At 64.0% G+C, this 16,369-nt stretch carries 14 protein-coding genes; 7 read left to right on the top strand and 7 right to left on the bottom strand.

What is annotated here, in order from left to right:
• Positions 1 to 35 precede the first annotated feature (35 nt).
• Entirely contained in the window at positions 36 to 1,511 is a 1,476-nt protein-coding gene (locus B5F89_RS02700; protein WP_087430274.1) for a lipopolysaccharide biosynthesis protein, read from the top strand.
• A gap of 26 nt (positions 1,512 to 1,537) precedes the next feature.
• Here the strand turns inward: B5F89_RS02700 and B5F89_RS02695 are convergent, their stop codons facing one another.
• The gene (locus tag B5F89_RS02695; protein ID WP_087430273.1) at positions 1,538 to 2,377 is read right to left on the bottom strand and encodes a metallophosphoesterase; all 840 of its coding nucleotides are present in this window, start codon (positions 2,375 to 2,377) and stop codon (positions 1,538 to 1,540) included.
• 220 nt (positions 2,378 to 2,597) lie between these two features.
• On the opposite strand from B5F89_RS02695, the gene serC reads away from it, so the two are divergent.
• The 3 genes from serC (at position 2,598) to B5F89_RS02680 (ending at position 6,310) form a co-directional block, all read left to right on the top strand.
• Positions 2,598 to 3,692, top strand: coding sequence for a 3-phosphoserine/phosphohydroxythreonine transaminase (gene serC / locus B5F89_RS02690; protein ID WP_087430272.1), 1,095 nt, complete (start codon positions 2,598 to 2,600; stop codon positions 3,690 to 3,692).
• 9 nt (positions 3,693 to 3,701) lie between these two features.
• Complete coding sequence (locus B5F89_RS02685; protein ID WP_087430271.1) at positions 3,702 to 4,865, top strand: phosphoglycerate dehydrogenase; 1,164 nt, start codon at positions 3,702 to 3,704, stop codon at positions 4,863 to 4,865.
• Between the two features lie 188 nt (positions 4,866 to 5,053).
• Positions 5,054 to 6,310, top strand: coding sequence for a DUF1015 domain-containing protein (locus tag B5F89_RS02680; protein WP_087430270.1), 1,257 nt, complete (start codon positions 5,054 to 5,056; stop codon positions 6,308 to 6,310).
• A gap of 542 nt (positions 6,311 to 6,852) precedes the next feature.
• Here the strand turns inward: B5F89_RS02680 and B5F89_RS02675 are convergent.
• From B5F89_RS02675 to B5F89_RS02655, 5 genes are all read right to left on the bottom strand, one after another.
• Positions 6,853 to 8,187, bottom strand: coding sequence for an ABC transporter substrate-binding protein (locus B5F89_RS02675; RefSeq protein WP_087430269.1), 1,335 nt, complete (start codon positions 8,185 to 8,187; stop codon positions 6,853 to 6,855).
• A gap of 175 nt (positions 8,188 to 8,362) precedes the next feature.
• Positions 8,363 to 9,229: a carbohydrate ABC transporter permease gene (locus tag B5F89_RS02670; protein ID WP_204230556.1), complete on the bottom strand. Its 867-nt coding sequence runs from the start codon at positions 9,227 to 9,229 to the stop codon at positions 8,363 to 8,365.
• Positions 9,226 to 10,164 carry a sugar ABC transporter permease gene (locus tag B5F89_RS02665; protein WP_087430268.1) on the bottom strand — a complete coding sequence of 313 codons (939 nt, stop codon included), beginning with the start codon at positions 10,162 to 10,164 and terminating at the stop codon, positions 9,226 to 9,228. Before B5F89_RS02665 ends, B5F89_RS02670 begins: the two co-directional genes overlap by 4 nt.
• Positions 10,165 to 10,173: 9 nt before the next feature.
• Entirely contained in the window at positions 10,174 to 11,346 is a 1,173-nt protein-coding gene (locus tag B5F89_RS10310; protein ID WP_087430267.1) for an ATP-binding cassette domain-containing protein, read from the bottom strand.
• Positions 11,347 to 11,389: 43 nt separating this feature from the next.
• Positions 11,390 to 12,193 carry a hypothetical protein gene (locus tag B5F89_RS02655; protein WP_087430266.1) on the bottom strand — a complete coding sequence of 268 codons (804 nt, stop codon included), beginning with the start codon at positions 12,191 to 12,193 and terminating at the stop codon, positions 11,390 to 11,392.
• Positions 12,194 to 12,392: 199 nt separating this feature from the next.
• Between B5F89_RS02655 and B5F89_RS10035 the strand changes: the two genes are divergently transcribed.
• Positions 12,393 to 12,545: a hypothetical protein gene (locus B5F89_RS10035; protein WP_158098402.1), complete on the top strand. Its 153-nt coding sequence runs from the start codon at positions 12,393 to 12,395 to the stop codon at positions 12,543 to 12,545.
• Positions 12,546 to 12,724: 179 nt separating this feature from the next.
• Here the strand turns inward: B5F89_RS10035 and B5F89_RS02645 are convergent, their stop codons facing one another.
• Positions 12,725 to 13,819: a putative manganese transporter gene (locus tag B5F89_RS02645; protein ID WP_087430264.1), complete on the bottom strand. Its 1,095-nt coding sequence runs from the start codon at positions 13,817 to 13,819 to the stop codon at positions 12,725 to 12,727.
• A gap of 166 nt (positions 13,820 to 13,985) precedes the next feature.
• On the opposite strand from B5F89_RS02645, the gene B5F89_RS02640 reads away from it, so the two are divergent.
• Together B5F89_RS02640 and B5F89_RS02635 are read left to right on the top strand one after the other, a co-directional pair.
• The gene (locus B5F89_RS02640; protein ID WP_087430263.1) at positions 13,986 to 14,957 is read left to right on the top strand and encodes a DNA polymerase III subunit epsilon; all 972 of its coding nucleotides are present in this window, start codon (positions 13,986 to 13,988) and stop codon (positions 14,955 to 14,957) included.
• A 221-nt stretch (positions 14,958 to 15,178) separates the two neighbouring features.
• Positions 15,179 to 16,306 carry an immunoglobulin-like domain-containing protein gene (locus tag B5F89_RS02635; protein ID WP_239286643.1) on the top strand — a complete coding sequence of 376 codons (1,128 nt, stop codon included), beginning with the start codon at positions 15,179 to 15,181 and terminating at the stop codon, positions 16,304 to 16,306.
• The last annotated feature ends 63 nt before the right edge of the window (positions 16,307 to 16,369 follow it).

Raw genomic sequence — 16,369 nt, 5'->3', positions numbered from 1 at the left:
AAATTGCGAAACCTCATCCAAGGAGCAGTGCGACCTTGAATCCTTTGTCCAACATCCGTAAGCGCATCGCAGGCGACGCACCCTCTCGGAAGCGAGAGCAACGCTCTGCCGGCAACGGGCGTAGAAGCGCTGCGAACGCACCAGCGCGCCCGCGCCGCCGCGACGAGGCGCCCTACCTCGCCCGTCTTGCCAACCAATGGTGGACGCGCCTGCTTGAGTCCGTCTACCAGGGCTCGCTCAGCGAGCAGGAGGAGCTCTACGAGTCGCATAGCACCCGGCGCGACTACGTCTGGAACACCGTGGGCACGTCCGTCTGGGGCCTCACGTTCCCCTTCCTCACCGTGGTTGCCACGCAGCTCGCCGGCGTCGAGGAGGCGGGCATGTTCTCGATGGCCTTCATCGTGGGCACCCTCCTTATGATCGCTACCTACTACGGCGTGCGCAACTTCCAGGTCTCAGACCTCGACGAGGCGTGCGCCTTCTCCTCCTACCAGATTCACCGCTGGCTGGTGGCGATACTCGCGGGCGTGGCAGGTGTTGCCTACGTTTCCCTTCGCGGCTACGACGGCTACATGGCAACCATCTGCCTCGGCGTGTTCATCTACAAGCTCATCGACGGCGTGGCCGACGTCTACGAGGGCAGGCTCCAGCAGGCCGACAAACTCTACCTCGCCGGCATCTCGCAAACCGTGCGCTCCGCCGCTACGGTGGGCGCCTTCGCCCTCGCCCTCTTTGTGACGCGCAACCTCGGCGTGGCCTCGGTTGTGATGGCCATCGTCGCGGTGGCGAGCTTTGCGCTTCTTACCGCCCCGCTCGCCCTACTCGAGACCGAGAAGTCGCGGCCGCCGCACACCGACGAGGTCACACTCCTCTTCCGCCAGTGCTTCCCCCTGTTCTGCGCGCTTTTCCTCTTCAACCTCATCGAGAGCATCCCCAAGTTCGTGATGGAAGGCGCTCTTGCCTACGAGAACCAGCTCTACTTCAACGCTCTCTACTTCCCCGCGCAGGGAATCCTCCTCACGGTGGGCGCACTTTACAAGCCTCAGCTCCTGCGCCTGACGAGCATCTGGGCGAGCCCACGCCGGCGGCGTCGCTTCAATCTCATCGTCGCCGCAGTGATGGGCGTAATCGCCCTCATCACCATTGTCATGGCCCTCTTCATGCAGGGGCTGGGACTTCCTGTCATGAGCGTGCTCTACGGCGTGGACTTTGGGCGCTTTGCCGTGCTCGCGACCCTCATGGTCATCGCCGGCGGCGTGACGGCAGCCATCGACTTTCTCTACGCGGTGATCACTATCCTGCGCCGGCAGGAGGGCGTGATGAAACTCTATCTCATCGCAACGGCGGCCTCGCTCGCGCTCTCGCTTGTGCTCGTGAACCTCATCGGCCTCACCGGAGCCGTGGCGAGCTATCTTGGCACCATGGTGCTTCTGCTCGTGCTTCTTGTGCTCGAGTACATCCGCATCCAGCACGCCATCGCACGGGACCGCAACCCGTTTCTCGACCGCTAAGCGCGCGGCAGCAGCATGCCGGCGCGCTACTCGCCGCTCTTGATGGTTGCGTAAAACATCTCGCCGTCGTCGAGACGCATGACGCCCACGCGGCCCTGGCCCGCGCCCGCCGCGGCGGAGCAGTCGATGTCGATGCGGTCGGCCACGCCTCCCGTCGCCTCGCGGGCGCCCACATGCACGATGCGCCCCAGGCCCTCGGCGGTAACGCCGTCTGAATCGGGCAGGTCCGCATAGCGCGCGATGTAGATCGACGGCGTATGACCCGCCACCACCACAGGACCGCTCCCGTCCGCTCCGACAAGCCCGGTGGGCGCGCCCCAAAACTCAGCCCTCGTCCACAGGAGCGTCTCGGGGTCCTGCTGCTCCATCATCGCGCGCAGGACCTCCTCCGTGGCGGCAGCGGCGCCGGCGCCATCTGACACGTCCACCCCCGCGGTCGCCAGATAGGCGCGTGCCTCCAGCGCATCGATCCCGGCGTGAACGAGGATCCAGGTGCGCTCGTCGGTATGGACGATATCGAACAACGGCAGGGAGCCGATCCAGTCCAGCGTGTCGATAAACTCCTCGTGCGGAAGGCTATCGAGACCCGTCGCCGTGGTAAGGCCGCCGTTCAGCGACCAGGTGAAGCTGTCGAAATCCCCCGTCTCGTTGAGAACGTCGAGCAGCATGCGCTCGTGATTGCCCATAAGGACACGCGCGTTGGGAAGGCTTCTCACCAGTTTGACCACACCCATGGGGTCCGGCCCGCGATCGGTCATGTCGCCCAGCACATAGATGGTGTCGTCTGTCGAGGGCGACGCAAGCTCGAGCGCCTGGTCGAGTGCGCGTACGTGCCCGTGCGCATCAGAGGTAACAAAGATCGCCATGGGGCCTCCTTCCCATCCCCTCCATTATAAAGGCGCCCGCGCCGCATCGCTTGCGTTCTTATGGGGGTTGCGTTTCCGCCGCGTTAATCTGACTGCATTGGTCGGGATTGCGCGGCACCTGCGCATGCGCGCCGTCTACTATGCTATGGTACGACCCACAGCGTTTGACTTTAGGCGCGACCCCGCGGGGCAGCGCAAAGCGATTCAAGGAGCATCCGATATGGCGCGCGTTTACAACTTCTCCGCCGGCCCCTCGACACTTCCCGAAAGCATCCTCACCGAGGTTCAAGACGAGCTTCTCGACTACCGCGGTGCGGGCATGTCGGTCCTGGAGATGAGCCATCGCTCCGCCGCCTACACCGACATCATCGAGGATGCCGAGGCAACGCTTCGCCGCCTTATGGCTATCCCCGACAACTACCGCGTGCTCTTCCTCCAGGGCGGGGCTACCCTCCAGTTTGCCGGCATCCCCATGAACCTCATGCGTCGCGGGCGCGCGGGGTATCTGGTGACGGGGCTCTTCTCGCGCCTCGCCAAGGAAGAGGCCGAAAAGTACGGCGAGATCGAGGTGCTCGCCACGAGCGAGGCGAACGGCCACGACCGCATCCCCGACCTCGCACCGGTTGCCGAGCGCTGCCGCGAGACGGAACTCGACTACGTCTACATCTGCCAGAACAACACGATCTACGGCACGCAGTTCCACGAACTGCCTGATACCGGTGAGACGCCGCTTGTTGCCGACGTGTCGAGCTGCTTTCTAATGGAGCCCATCGACGTGAGCCGCTACGGGCTCATCTATGCCGGAGCGCAAAAGAACGGCGGCGTTGCGGGCGTGACCGTCATCATCGTGCGCGACGACCTTGTTGGCGACGGCCCTGCCAAGGCGTACTGCCCCTCTTATATGAGCTACCGGCGCCAGGCGGATGCGCGCTCGATGATGAACACGCCCAACACCTTTGGCATCTACCTCTCGGGCAAGGTCTTCCGCTGGGCGGAGGCCGAGGGCGGCCTTGCGGCGCTCGAGGCGCGCAACCGCAAGAAGGCGGCCATCCTCTACGACCTGCTCAACAAAAGCCACGTCTTCCGCTCGCACGCCGAGCCCGCGTCCCGCTCTATCGCCAACGTGACCTTCCGCTGTGCCACGACCGAGCTCGACGAGGCGTTCATCGCGGGCGCACGCGAACGCGGCATCGAGGGCGTGCGCGCCCACCGCTCCACGGGCGGCATGCGCGCGAGCATCTACAACGCCGTCACTCTTGAAGCCGTGGAGGCGCTCGCCGCCTACATGCGCGACTTTGAGAACGACCATCGATAGGAGATATCCATGCGCCACATCAAGACGATCGACGACATCACCAAAGACGGCGACGTCGAGTTCGGTGAGGGCTACGACTTTGTGGAGGACGCCGCCGACGCCGACGCCATTCTCATGCGCTCGACCGACCTGCACGGCTACGACCTGCCCGCCGGCATCCGCGCCATCGCGCGCTGCGGCGCGGGCGTCAACAACATTCCCATCGAGGAGTACGCTCGCCGCGGCGTGGTGGTGTTCAACTCGCCGGGCGCCAACGCCAACGCCGTCAAAGAGATGGTCCTCTGCATGATGATCCTCTCCAGCCGCGGCATCGTCCAGTCGATGCAGTGGGTGCGCGACAACGCCTGCGACCCCGACATCATGGCTGATGCCGAGAAGGCCAAGAAGGCCTTCGTCGGCCGCGAGCTCGCCGGCAAGCGCGTGGGTGTCATCGGCCTCGGCAACGTGGGCTCCAAAGTCGCCAACGCCTGCGTCAACCTCGGCATGGACGTCTATGGCTACGACCCCTTCATCTCCGTCGAGCACGCCTGGGAGCTCTCGCGCGACGTGCAGCGCGTGGGAACCCTGGAGGACCTCTGCCGCGGGTGCGACTATCTAACACTGCACGTACCCTCCAAGGCGGACACCATCGGCATGATCGGCGCCGAGCAACTCGCGCTTCTCGCCCCCGGGGCCATCCTCATCAACTTTGCGCGCGAGACCATCATTGACGAGGACGCGGTGGACACCGCGCTCCACAAGGGCGGGCTCGCGTGGTTTGCCACCGACTTTGCCACGCCCAAGACGGTGCTCATGCCCAACACCTTTATCACCACGCACTCCGGCGCCGGCACCGGCGAGGCGGAGGCGCTTTGCGCCGATATGGCCATCTCTGAGCTCAAGGACTACCTCGAAAACGGCAATATCGCCCACTCGGTCAACTACCCCGCCTGCTCGATGGGCAAGGCGCGCGCCGCAAGCCGCGTCGCCTGCCTGCACGCCAACGTGCCCAACATGATCGGTCAGATCACCGCCGTGCTCGCCAAGGACAACGCAAACGTGCAGCGCATGGTCAACGAGAGCGCCGGTGAGAACGCCTACACCATGTTCGATACCGACGAGCACCTCGACCAATCGACCATCGACGCCCTGAAGAAGATTCCCGCCGTCTACCGCGTGCGCGTAATCAAGTAAGGCAACGCGTAAGGCGCCGCGCAAGTAGCTGCTCTGCGCGCAAAGCGCCGGGCAGGGGTGGGTCATCGCCGCGTAAGGGATTGCGGCAAGGGACACAAGACCGCCGGCGCCACCTGCGCGGACGGTACAATAGGCGTACATGGGCCGGTGCGCCCCTGCACCGGCTCCACCATGCTGAAAGGATCACCATGAAGGTTTTGCCGTTCCCCTGCATCCGCCCGGTGCCCGAGCGGGCAGCCGAGGTGGCCGCGCTCCCCTACGACGTCTTCGACCGCGCCGAGGCTGCCGCCTACGTGGCCAACCACCCGTTGTCGTTTCTTGCTATCGACCGCCCCGAGACGCAGTTCGCCCCCGACGCGGACATGTACGCGCCCGAGGTCTACGCCCGTGGCGCCGAGCTTTTGCACGAGCGCATTGATGAAGGCGTCTACCAGGCAGACCCATCGATGAGCTACTACCTCTACGAGCTCACGCAAAACGGGCGCACACAGACGGGCGTCGTCGCCATCTGCTCGGTTGACGAATACGACAGCGGCATCATCAAGAAGCACGAGAACACGCGCGCCGAGAAGGAGCGCGACCGTATCGAGCATATCCGCGCGCTTGGCTGTCAGACCGGCCCCATCTTTCTCACCTACCGCGACGAGCCGGTGCTCTCGTTTATCCTCGCGCAGGTGAAGACCGGTCAGGCCCTGTACGACTTTACCGATGCGGAGGGTGTGCACCAACGCGTCTGGGAAGTGCGCCGCCCCGAGAGCGTTGAGGCCATACGCGAGATGTTCGCCCGCGTACCCTGCGCGTATATCGCCGACGGGCACCACCGCACCGCCTCCGCCATGCGCGTGGCGCACGAGATGCGCGCCGCTGCGCAGGAGGCGGGCACCTACACCGGCAAGGAGCCCTTCAACTACTTCCTGTCCGTCCTCTTCCCGGCAAGCGAGCTCACGATCCTCCCCTACAACCGTGTTGTGTCCGACCGCGCCGGCCTGAGCGTAGACGAGCTCATCGCCCGCATCCACGAGGCTGGTTTTACCGTTGAGCCATCGTCCGAGCCGGTCGAATCCACCGAGGTTGGCGTGATGGGCCTCTTCACGGCAGGGTCTTGGTACCGTCTCTCGTTCACGCCCGAACTCGCCTCTGCCGTTGCGCAGGCGGGACCGGTCGAGTCTCTGGACGTGTCGGTTCTGCAGGACCGCGTGCTCGGCCCCATCCTCGGCATCGGCGACCCGCGCGAGGACGCCCGCATCTCCTTTGTCGGCGGCATCCGCGGCACCGCCGAGCTTGAGCGCCGCGCAGGCGCAGACGGCGTTGCGTTCTCGATGTGCGCCACGACGATCGACCAGCTCCTCGCCGTGGCGGACGCCGGCCTTCTGATGCCGCCCAAGTCGACCTGGTTTGAACCCAAGCTGCGCAGCGGCCTTTTCATCCACCGCATCGCGCGCTGAGCCTCTAGGCTGCGCAGTTGCGCGCTTAGTTGCGCGGGTGCGCGCCAAGCTGCATCAAGTTTGAGACAAAGCAGTGGGCCCGGGATTGCCTCCCGGGCCCACTTTGTTGCGCCCCAGGCAAAAGTCGAGGTGGTGAACCCGCTTCTTAGTTTCATGCAAAAAGTGAGGTAGTGAACCCGCGAGGCGAATCTTGCAAGAATTGAGGTAGTGAACCCGATAATGCGTGATTTAGCACCTTTCTAGGCACCGGGTTCACTACTTCGATTTTTGCAGGCTCTCTACCAGTGCTTCTTCCAGTGGGTTTGCCCCCGTATTCATTACCGGGTTCACTACCTCATTTTTTGCAAAAAACGTAACAAGGGTTCACTACCTCAGTTTTTGCATGAAGCGCGGCGCCGGGGCCTCGAAGCGCGCAAGGCGGCTGGGCACAAACGAGCGCGCCGCTTTGTCTAGCGCCCAAAACAAGAAAACGGATCGGTCGAAAAGGGCCGGTCCTAAGACCGGCCCCGCAAAGGATCCTCTAACGCGCACGAATCAGCAGGCTACGCCACACCCTGGTTGGCGCTCTCGATGGCGGTGTTGGTGGACTGCACCGCGGTGTCGAGCGCCTCGTCCACATCGCCGCCGTTGAAGACAGACTGCAGCGCCGTCTGGAGGTCGGTGCGCAGCTGCGGAAGCTGCGAGCAAAGCGGGCCCGCGGTGATGTTATTCACCTTAGAGCTGCGCAGCTGCTCGGCGGAAACCTGGAGCTGCGGGTACTCGCCATACACCGCCGAGAGGGTCTCGGTCTCGTAGGCACCGTTGGAAATCGGGAAGTAGCCGGTGTCGCCCGCCCAGGTTGCCTGGACGTCCGGAGAGGTCGCGTAGGCGCAGAACTCCATCACGCCGCGTGCAACGTCCTCGGAAAGGCCGTCGGCGATGCAGAGGGCGCCGCCACCCGCGTAGATGCCCATAGCCTCAGTCCCCTCCTCGACCGGCAGAAAGCCGATGCTCACGTTGAACGAGCAAGCGTCGATGATCTGGCGCGCGGAGGCAGAGGTGTCGATGTAGATGGCGCACTGCTGCTGCGAGAAGCCGCTGATGGCGTCGTCGCCCGAGCTAAACGGGCTGAACTGCCCGGCGTCGTTCAGGGACTTGACCCAGTTGAAGATCACCGCCATCTGATCGCGGTAGGCGACCTCGGTGCAGCGCTCCTTGCGACCGTTCTCGTTGTTGACCACGTAGCCGCCCATGTTGGTGACCATCTGGTCGAGGGCATAGCCGTACGCGTAGAGGCCGACGGGCGTGACGTCACTCGATGCGGCAATGGCCTCGGCCGCAGCGGTGAGACCCTCGAACGTGGTCGGCAGCTCGGTCACGCCGGCAGCGTCGAGAACGTCCTGGTTGTAGTAGACGACCGGGCAGGAGCAGTTGAACGGCATGGCGTACATCGCGCCGTCGTAGGTGTAGAAGTTCACGGCCTGCTCGAGGAGGTCGGAATCGTCAAAGCTCTGGGCGGAAATGAGCTCGGAGACATTGGCAACGAGCCCGGAGTCGATCATGGCCTGGAGGTTCTGCTCGCCGATCTGCACAATCGCCGGTGCGCCCGCGCCGTTTGCCATGTTGAAGAAGCTACCGGTGGACTCGTCGTAGCTGCCCTGGTACTCGGAGCGCACCTCGAACTCGTCAGACTGCGCGTTGAAACCGTCGACGACCTTCTGAAGGGCGTCGCCGCGGCTGCCGTCCATGGAGTTCCAGAAGAGGATTACGGTCTTGCCGTCCTCGGTGGTCTCGGCGGCGGCGCCACCGCCACCGGAGCAACCGGCAAGGGCGGTGCCGGCGATGCCGAGGCCGGCGAGGGTCAGAAACGAGCGGCGGGTAAGGTTCTGCTGAATCATGGGGTTTCCTTTCGTGTTACCAACAATTGGGGTCCAAACCGGACTATCTACCGTGCGTATACGCACCGGGTAGCAAAAACGAGGCGCTGCACACCCGATAGCGGGCTCCGGGCGCAGCGAACGAGGCGCCGCAGGGCGCGGGGCAACGAGCCGCGCGACGCCGAGCGGACAGGCGCTACTTGAGCGCGCCCTTGGTCATGCCCTCCTGCAGGCGCTTCTGGCCAAAGAAGATGAGCAGGAGCGTGGGGATGGACGTGATCACGGCGCCGGCAGCCATCATGCCAAAGTCGGAGAGACCCTCGGAGCTGTTTAAGGTACGCAGGCCAATCTGCACCGTACGCGCCGTGTTGTTGGTGGTGGAGACGAGCGGCCACAGGTAGGCGTTCCACGTCACCAGGAAGAAGTAGATTGCAAGCGTCACCGTGGTGTTCATGACCATGGGCACCACCACACGGACGAAGAACTGGAAGCGGGAAAGCCCCGCCACGTCCGCTGCCTCCTTGAGCTCGGAGGGAATCTGCATCATGTTCTGCCGGTAGAGGAAGATGCCAAACGTGGTGGCCACGCCGGGCAGGATAAGACCAGCGTAGGTGTCGATGAGACCCATGGCGCGAATGGTCTGAAAGTTCGTGACCACGAGGACCTCGGCGGGAATCATCATGGTCGCCATGATGACGAGGAAGATGATGCGCTTACCGCCAAAGGGGATGAACACGAGCGCATAGGCAGCGAGCATGGAGAAGAGGATCTGCAGCGCCGTGCCGGCCACGCCCACGACCACGGAGTTGACGATGAACTGGGCGAAGGGCTGCGCCTCGAAGGCGTTCACGTAGTTGTCGAGAAACAGCGACGTGGGGATAAAGACGCCGTTGATGATGTCCTCGAGCGGGGTGAACGACAGCGAGATGGAAAACAGGATGGGAAAGCCAATCGCCACGGCAGCGATGGTCAAGACCGCGTAGGTCGCAACGAGCCCGGACTTACTCGTGCGCAGACCGGAGCCCGCCACACGACCGGACGATTTCTTGGAGAAGGGCATCATTGGTAGGTCACCTTGTCCTCGGTAAGCTTGGTCTGGATGTAGGAGATAACAAAGATCACCGCAAAGAGGATCACGCCTTGGGCGGACGCCGACCCGATGCGGAAGTTCACGAACGCATCGCGGTAGAGACGGTAGATGAGCAGCACCGTGGCGTTGTTGGGTCCGCCTTGCGTGAGCATGTCGATAAGGCCGAAGGACTGGAACGCACCGATGACGGTGATGGTCAGCACAAAGAACAGCGACGGCGAGATGAGCGGCACCGTGACCCGGCGGAGGCGATACCAGAACCCGCCGCCCACGATCTCGACGCTCTCGTAATACGAATCGTCGATGCTCTTGATCGCCCCGAGCAGGATGAGATAGGCCATGCCGATGTTCATCCAGATGGAGATGATCGAGACCGAGAGGAGCGCGACATTCTGGTCGATGAGCCAGCCGACGCCCTCGCCACCAAAGAACTCGATGATGCGGTTGAGTACGCCGGAGTTGGCGTTGAAGAGCAGATTCCAGAAGACGGCGGCCGCGGCGACCGAAATGCCCATCGTGGCCGAGAAGATCGTGCGGAAGACCCCCATGCCGGGCAGGTCCTGCGCAGTGAGCACGGCGAGCAAAAGCGCGATCACGATGGTCGCCGGTACCGTTAGGAGCACGTAGACGAGCGTATTGACAATCGCCTGGGTGTAGAGCGGATCGGTGAGGAGGGTGACAAAGTTATCGATGCCGATAAACTGCGTGAGGCCGCCCGCCGGCGTGGTGGCAAAAAGGCTCGTTATGATGGTGCGGCCGAACGGGTAGATGACAAAGATCGCAAAGATGGCGACCGAGGGGAGCAGGTACACCCAGCCGGCGAGGGTTCTTCGCTCGCCGGGCGCCTCGCGGGGCGGAACGGCCGTCGCAGCGGGCACGGCCTTGGGGGCGACAGAATGTTTAGACATGGCAGCCCCCTACTCCGCCGCTGCGGGCGCGGCCTCGATATGCGCCGCCGCAGCGGCGCCCGCGGCAGACGTGCTGCGCACACCGAGCTCGTCCAAGTCCTCGGCGGCGCGCAGGAGCGAACCGGTGTTCACGTCAAAGAAGTGCGCGTAGCGCGGGTCCAGGCTCACATGGAGCGTGGCGCCATCGGCGATGCGGTGCTGACCCTGCCAGCGAGCGGTAAAGAGGGTTCCCGCGACATCGAAGAAGATGAGGGTCTCGTTGCCCATCATCTCGGAGCTCACCACGGTGACCTCCGTGTCATGCACGCTCGTCGCCGTCGCCGGATACACCTGCTCGGGCCTAAAGCCGATCTTCCAGCGCTGCCCCATGGGAAGCTTTGCCCGGTCCGCCTCGGAGAGCGGGACCGTGAGGCCGCCGTTGAGAACCAAGCCTTCGGGCGCCACCTCGGCAACCGCCATATTCATCTGCGGCGTGCCGATGAAGGTCGCCACGAACTCGTTCGCCGGGTGGTTGTAGAGCTCGAGCGGCGTGCCCAGCTGCTGGATGCGCCCGGCCGAGAGCACCGCGATGCGGTCTCCCATGGTCATCGCCTCAACCTGGTCGTGCGTGACGTAGATGACCGTGAGGCCGAGCTGCTGCTGGAGACGGCGGATCTCAACGCGCATGGACGCACGGAGCTTAGCGTCGAGGTTGGAGAGCGGTTCGTCCATAAGGCAGAGCGGCGCGTGGCTGCAGACGCTGCGGGCGAGGGCCACGCGCTGGCGCTGACCGCCCGACAGCGCACGGGGCTTGCGGTCGAGGTAGTCGGTGAGGCCGAGTATCTCGGCAGCTTCGGCAAGGCGCTGCTCCTGCTCGGCCTTCGGCACCTTCTTGACGTCGAGACCGAAGAGGATGTTGTCGCGGACCGTGAGGTGCGGGTAGAGCGCGTAGCTCTGAAACACCATGGTGAGGTTGCGCTCGCGCGGCAGCATCTCGTTGGCGAGCTCGCCGTCCATGATGAGCTCACCGGAGGAAACGCCCTCGAGGCCGGCGATGATGCGCAGAAGCGTCGACTTGCCGCAGCCGGAGGGCCCGACGAGGATAAAGAACTCGCCCTCCTCTATCTCGAGGTTGATGCCCCCGAGCACCTCGGTCTTGCCGTCGTAGCTCTTCTTAAGGTCCTTGCATACGATTTTTGCCATTACCTAACTCCTTGCGAATGTGGGACGCCGCTGCGTGCGCCCGCTACGCCCGACGAGCGGGACTGAAACCGTAGAAATGCAGCGTGTTGAGGTCGTCCTCGCGGTCCGAGCCATGCTGGCCGTGGCCGTTGTCGGCAATGTGCACGCCGTGGTCGGGAAGCCACGCCACCAGGCGATCGTGAGCCGCCCAGGCGGCATCCGCAACGGAAGCAAGCTCGTCGAAAGCGGCGATGTGGCGGCGGAGCGCCTCGAGCGCGGGCTTGGACTCGGGATAGGTCGCGTGCATCACGTCGTCGAACTGCTGGTTATAGACCACGATGACATCGTGCTCGTCCGCCTCGATGAGCTCCTTGGCACGCTCGTTCACCTCTCCGTCGTAAGGCAGGATGTGCCGGTCGATGGCGCGATCGGAGAACAGGATGTCAAAACTCGAATCGGCGACGGCAACGAGCGCCACGCGCTTGCCGGCACGCACGAACGCATCGAAAAGGGAGTCCTGCGCAAGGACGTGCTTGTCGTAACACTCGATGCCGTGCACGTGCGGTGTGACGCCGGTAAACATGGTCCCAAAGCAGACGGGCGTGACCGAGGGAAGGACGGTGCGCACCGGCAGGGCGAGCGGCGCATGCGCAAGTACGGGCGCGTACCACGAGGTGTAGCGCTGATAGAGCCACATCGCCACCGCATCGGGGCAGAAGATAAGCGCGCGCTCGGCGCGATCGATACCCGAGGCGGTCATGAGGGCGTGCGGCAACGGGTAAGCTTCAGCGGCGGCCGCAGGCGCCTCGACACCCATGAGCGCCGCGATGGTGCCGGCGACCTGCGTCATTGAGCAGTCGTTGAGCATGATGCGATTCTCCTTTCACGGATTCGAACACTCGCCATGGTGAGGCTCGCGTGTCATACATCCGTAAAAGGTGCGTCATCGGTTGCCGGGAAACGGTAAGGGTTGCGCATGCGCCGAAGAGGGCAAAGCACGGGCAGCAGGACCGGTTTTCCTAGGCGAGCAGCGGAAAAGCAGCCGTAAGCAAACCGTAAAGAGCGCCGTGTCCCATGCACCCGGCGCCTTGCTTTATGTGCCTGGCACCGCGCCCCATGTGCTTGGCGCCACGTTTCATGCAAAAATCGAAGTAGTGAACCCGGGTAGTGAACCCGAGAAAGAACTCGCGAAAGAAGCGCAGATAGAAGGCCTGCAATAATTGAGGTAGTGAACCCGACGTCAAGAAAGGCGCCGAATCGCGCATTTTGGGGTTCACTACCTCAATTATTGCAAGATTCGCCTCGCGGGTTCACTACTTCGATTCTTGCATGAGGTGCCTCGCGGGTTCATTACCTCGGATTTTGCCTCGTGAAACAGCCAGCGTAAGACTGCGCTCGCCTAGAAGCCAACAAGCCCGAGCGCAAAGCCGCTCGCCACACCGACCGCAAGCAGCAGAAGAAGGATGACGAGGTTCTCGCGCGCGCTTCTGTTCGTACGGAACAGGACGAGAAAACCAGTCCCCGCGCCCACAAGCGTGCCGGCGATCATCGCGTTGAAGGAAAGCACGCCTTCGAGATAGAGCTGCGTTACGACCACACTCGCCGCGCAGTTGGGGATGAGGCCCACGAGCGCAGAGGCGATAACGGCAAGCGCCTCGTTACCGGCGAGAAACGCCGCGAGCGCGGGCTCGCCGACAGTCTCGAGCACCGCAACGAGCAACAGGGTAACGGCGTAGATGAAGATGGTCACCTGAACCGTATGGGAAAGGGCGCTACGCACGATAGCGAGTGCGCCGCCGTGATGATGGTGGTGCTCGTGCAACCCCTCCCCACCCTCATGGTCATGCGCATGCGCAGCCGTCGCAGAAACGGGGCGCGCATCGTCACCGGGCTCGAAGGAGGCGCGATCGGCGCCGTTCGGCTCCGCATCCTCACAGCCGCAGTGGTCGCGCTCGCAAAGACGGTGGATGTGGCCAGCGCCCTCCCCCGCCTCAGAAAGCTCGTCAATCAGATCGGGCGCGCCTGAGGAGGCCCCCGCCGCCTGTCCGAGCACCCCGCGGCGAAGCGCCTCGTGGGCGCGGGCGTTCTTGCGAAGCGCACGCAAACACGCGTCCACAGCAAGGCCAACCACCGCTGCGATAACGGCTTTCACGAGCAGAATCTGCACGACCGTAGCTGCATCTACCTGCTCGGCAACAAGCAGAGGAAGCATCTCGTCGGAAGTGGAGAGAAACACCGCCGCAAGCGTGCCCAGCGTGATGACGCGACCGGCGTAGAGCGTAGCACCCATGGCGGAAAAACCGCATTGCGGAACAATCCCCAGAACAGCACCGATGACCGGCCCCGCCGCGCCGGCGCGGCGCACCAGGGCACCAGCGCGGTCGCCCGCCATATGCTCGAGCGCCTCGAGGACGAGGTAGGTGATAAAGAGAAACGGCACCAACGAGAGCGTGTCCTCGATGCTGTGAAATACGATGTGCTCGATGAGCTCCATAGGAAGAAATCTCCTATCATGGTTGGATGTGTGGGGTTCATACCCTTCTTGCCGCGAGCGGTTGCACTGTGTGGCGGCGAAGGTATGGTACTACACGAGTTTCATATAGCAAACAATTCGCACGCCGCGCACACAGGACGCGCGACGCGCCGAGAGGAGAGATCCCTTGAAGGTCCAGGACGCACTCGACTACGCCAACTCCTATTACTTTCCCGAGCTCATCTTTGGCAGCGGCTACGAGGTCGTCGAGGCCGAGCGCCTGAAGGGCGAGGACGCCATGAAGACACTTGATACCGAGTGGCGCGCCGCCGAGGAGGAGCCCTTCTCCTATGACCTCGTGCGCGAACTCGGAGACCGCAACCGCGCCGTGTGCGACGCCATCGGCGAGTCGCGTCTGCGCAACCTCTCGAGCGGCTTTCTCTCGCGCGCTTTGTCAGATGAGGACCTCTGTGCGGGCATCGGCGCCCTGCAGAAGCGCTCCGCCGCCTCCGTCGCCCGCGAGGTGCGCGGCGACCGCAACGCCTATGCCGTAGCCTACGTGCGCAAACCCATCAAGGGTTGCGTGCTCGGCATCGATATCGAGACCACCGGCACCGCCCCCGAGCGCGGCTACATCTTAAACGTCGGCTGGGAGCTCATGGACCTCACGAGCGACGCCGTCCCGCGCGACGGCGAGGCGGAGTTCTTTGGCATTCCCGAGGACCCCTACAAGACCGCGGGCGTGCCCCTCGAGCACATCCACCACATCACGTGGGCGGACATCGAGGGCAAGACACCCTTCCGTGAGAGCAAAAAGCTCCAGGCAAAGCTTCTGCGCCTTATGAAGCGCTACCCCGTTATGGCACACAACGCCGCTTTTGAGGACTCGTGGTTCATGCTTCACCTCGACGGGTATGCCGAGGCGCGCCGCGCCGGTAAGATCGTGGTCGTCGACTCGCGCGACATCTGCCGAAAGCTCGACAGCGAGGTATCTTCGCTGCCCCGCGAGTCCGCCCCGGCGAGCCTCGAGAACTGGGCGCGCCGCCGCGGCACCCTCTCTCAGGACGAGGCGGAGCGCCATCTTGGTCTTGACGACACCGACCTTATGCTGCGTACCGTCCAAGCGGAGTTCAACCTCAAGAGCATGTTCGCAAAATAGCAGGCAGCGTGTGCGCTCATTGCACCGCAGCGGCGTTAGGGGGAGATAGTATGGCCGAGAGACGGACTCCGAGCACGCAAGGCGGAGGCACGCGCCCCCACATGAGGCGCGCCCCGGGAGCGGCGCCCTCCGCAAATCGCCACGCCGCCACCGCGCGGCGCAGCCCGAGTTCCGCAGCGCGCACGCAACCCCGGTGCGCTACAGCAAGTAGCGCCTCACGCGTGCAGGCACGGCGCCGCGCACCGCAGGCATCGGCACGGCGATCGTCGCGCGCCACCTGGCTTTTCGCGCTCGGCGCGCTCGCCCTCGCGGGAATCGCCCTCTGGGGTGTTATCTCTCTTGCGGGCGCCATCGTGGGCGGTATCACCAGCGCCGTCACCCCGAGCGCCGGCGACAGCGCCATCATCGAGGACTCCGCAGCAACAACAAGCGACATCGTCATCGGCCTCAACGGCGACGCCGATACCTTTGTGCTCGCCGGTGAGAACTACCTCGAGGCGGGCGCGCACGCCACCGACCCCGTCCACGGCATCTTGAACGATGCAATAGAGGTCACGGGCGACGTCGACGCATCGCGCGCGGGCGACTACACCGTCACCTACTCCGTTGCCGACCCCGACGGCGGCACGGCCACGGCCGAGCGCCACGTGCACGTGGTGGACGAGATGGACACCATGCAAACGGGCGTCCCTGTCCTCATGTACCACTACGTCTATACGCAAGACGCCCCGCCCGAGAACCTGAACGGCAACTACCTGCTCGACACCAAGCTTGCCGAGCAGCTGGCCTACCTCACCGAGAACGACTTCTACTTCCCCTCCTACCAGGAGGTCCGTGCCTACCTTGAGGGCACGCACAGCCTGCCCGCAAAAAGCATCGTGCTCACCTTTGACGATGGCGAGGCGGGCTTCCTCTCGCGCGGCATCGAGCTTCTGGAGGAGTACAAGGTCCCCGCGACCTCGTTCATCATCGCAAGCGAGGCAGACGCCGCGGATCGCGTCGTGGCGAACGCAAGCCCGTACGTGAGCTTCCAGTCGCATTCCTACAACATGCACCGCGCAGGCGGCACCATCGGCCACGGCGGCATCGTCTCTGCGCTCAGCCGAGAGGAGATTGCAGACGACCTCAAGCAGGCGCAGGCGGTGGTCGGCACGAGCGAGGCGCTCGCCTACCCCTATGGCGATGTGACCGATGACGCGCGCGCCGCTGTGGATGACGCGGGCATCCTCTGCGCCTTCACGACCGAGAACCGCTGGGCAGAGCCGGGTGACGACGTGCGGTCGCTCCCGCGCGTGCGCATCTCGGGCGAGTACACGATCGACGGCTACAAGTCCCTCGTGACAGAGTAGCCAACGCTCAATTGGGGACGGGTTCGTTTTGTGCACGTGACGCACAAAACGAACCCGTCCCCA

It is taken from the genome of Collinsella sp. An307 (assembly GCF_002161805.1).
Classification (GTDB): domain Bacteria; phylum Actinomycetota; class Coriobacteriia; order Coriobacteriales; family Coriobacteriaceae; genus Coprousia.
Note: the sequence above shows the minus strand (reverse complement) of the source record. Positions and strands in the feature narration are given on the sequence as shown.

Coding starts and splice junctions, on each gene's coding strand:
- B5F89_RS02665 (WP_087430268.1), bottom strand. CDS start 10,164: ATGTCTAAACATTCTGTCGCCCCCAAGGCCGTGCCCGCTGCGACGGCC.
- serC (WP_087430272.1), top strand. CDS start 2,598: ATGGCGCGCGTTTACAACTTCTCCGCCGGCCCCTCGACACTTCCCGAA.
- B5F89_RS02695 (WP_087430273.1), bottom strand. CDS start 2,377: ATGGCGATCTTTGTTACCTCTGATGCGCACGGGCACGTACGCGCACTC.
- B5F89_RS02655 (WP_087430266.1), bottom strand. CDS start 12,193: ATGCTCAACGACTGCTCAATGACGCAGGTCGCCGGCACCATCGCGGCG.
- B5F89_RS02670 (WP_204230556.1), bottom strand. CDS start 9,229: ATGATGCCCTTCTCCAAGAAATCGTCCGGTCGTGTGGCGGGCTCCGGT.
- B5F89_RS02645 (WP_087430264.1), bottom strand. CDS start 13,819: ATGGAGCTCATCGAGCACATCGTATTTCACAGCATCGAGGACACGCTC.
- B5F89_RS02685 (WP_087430271.1), top strand. CDS start 3,702: ATGCGCCACATCAAGACGATCGACGACATCACCAAAGACGGCGACGTC.
- B5F89_RS10310 (WP_087430267.1), bottom strand. CDS start 11,346: ATGGCAAAAATCGTATGCAAGGACCTTAAGAAGAGCTACGACGGCAAG.
- B5F89_RS02680 (WP_087430270.1), top strand. CDS start 5,054: ATGAAGGTTTTGCCGTTCCCCTGCATCCGCCCGGTGCCCGAGCGGGCA.
- B5F89_RS02675 (WP_087430269.1), bottom strand. CDS start 8,187: ATGATTCAGCAGAACCTTACCCGCCGCTCGTTTCTGACCCTCGCCGGC.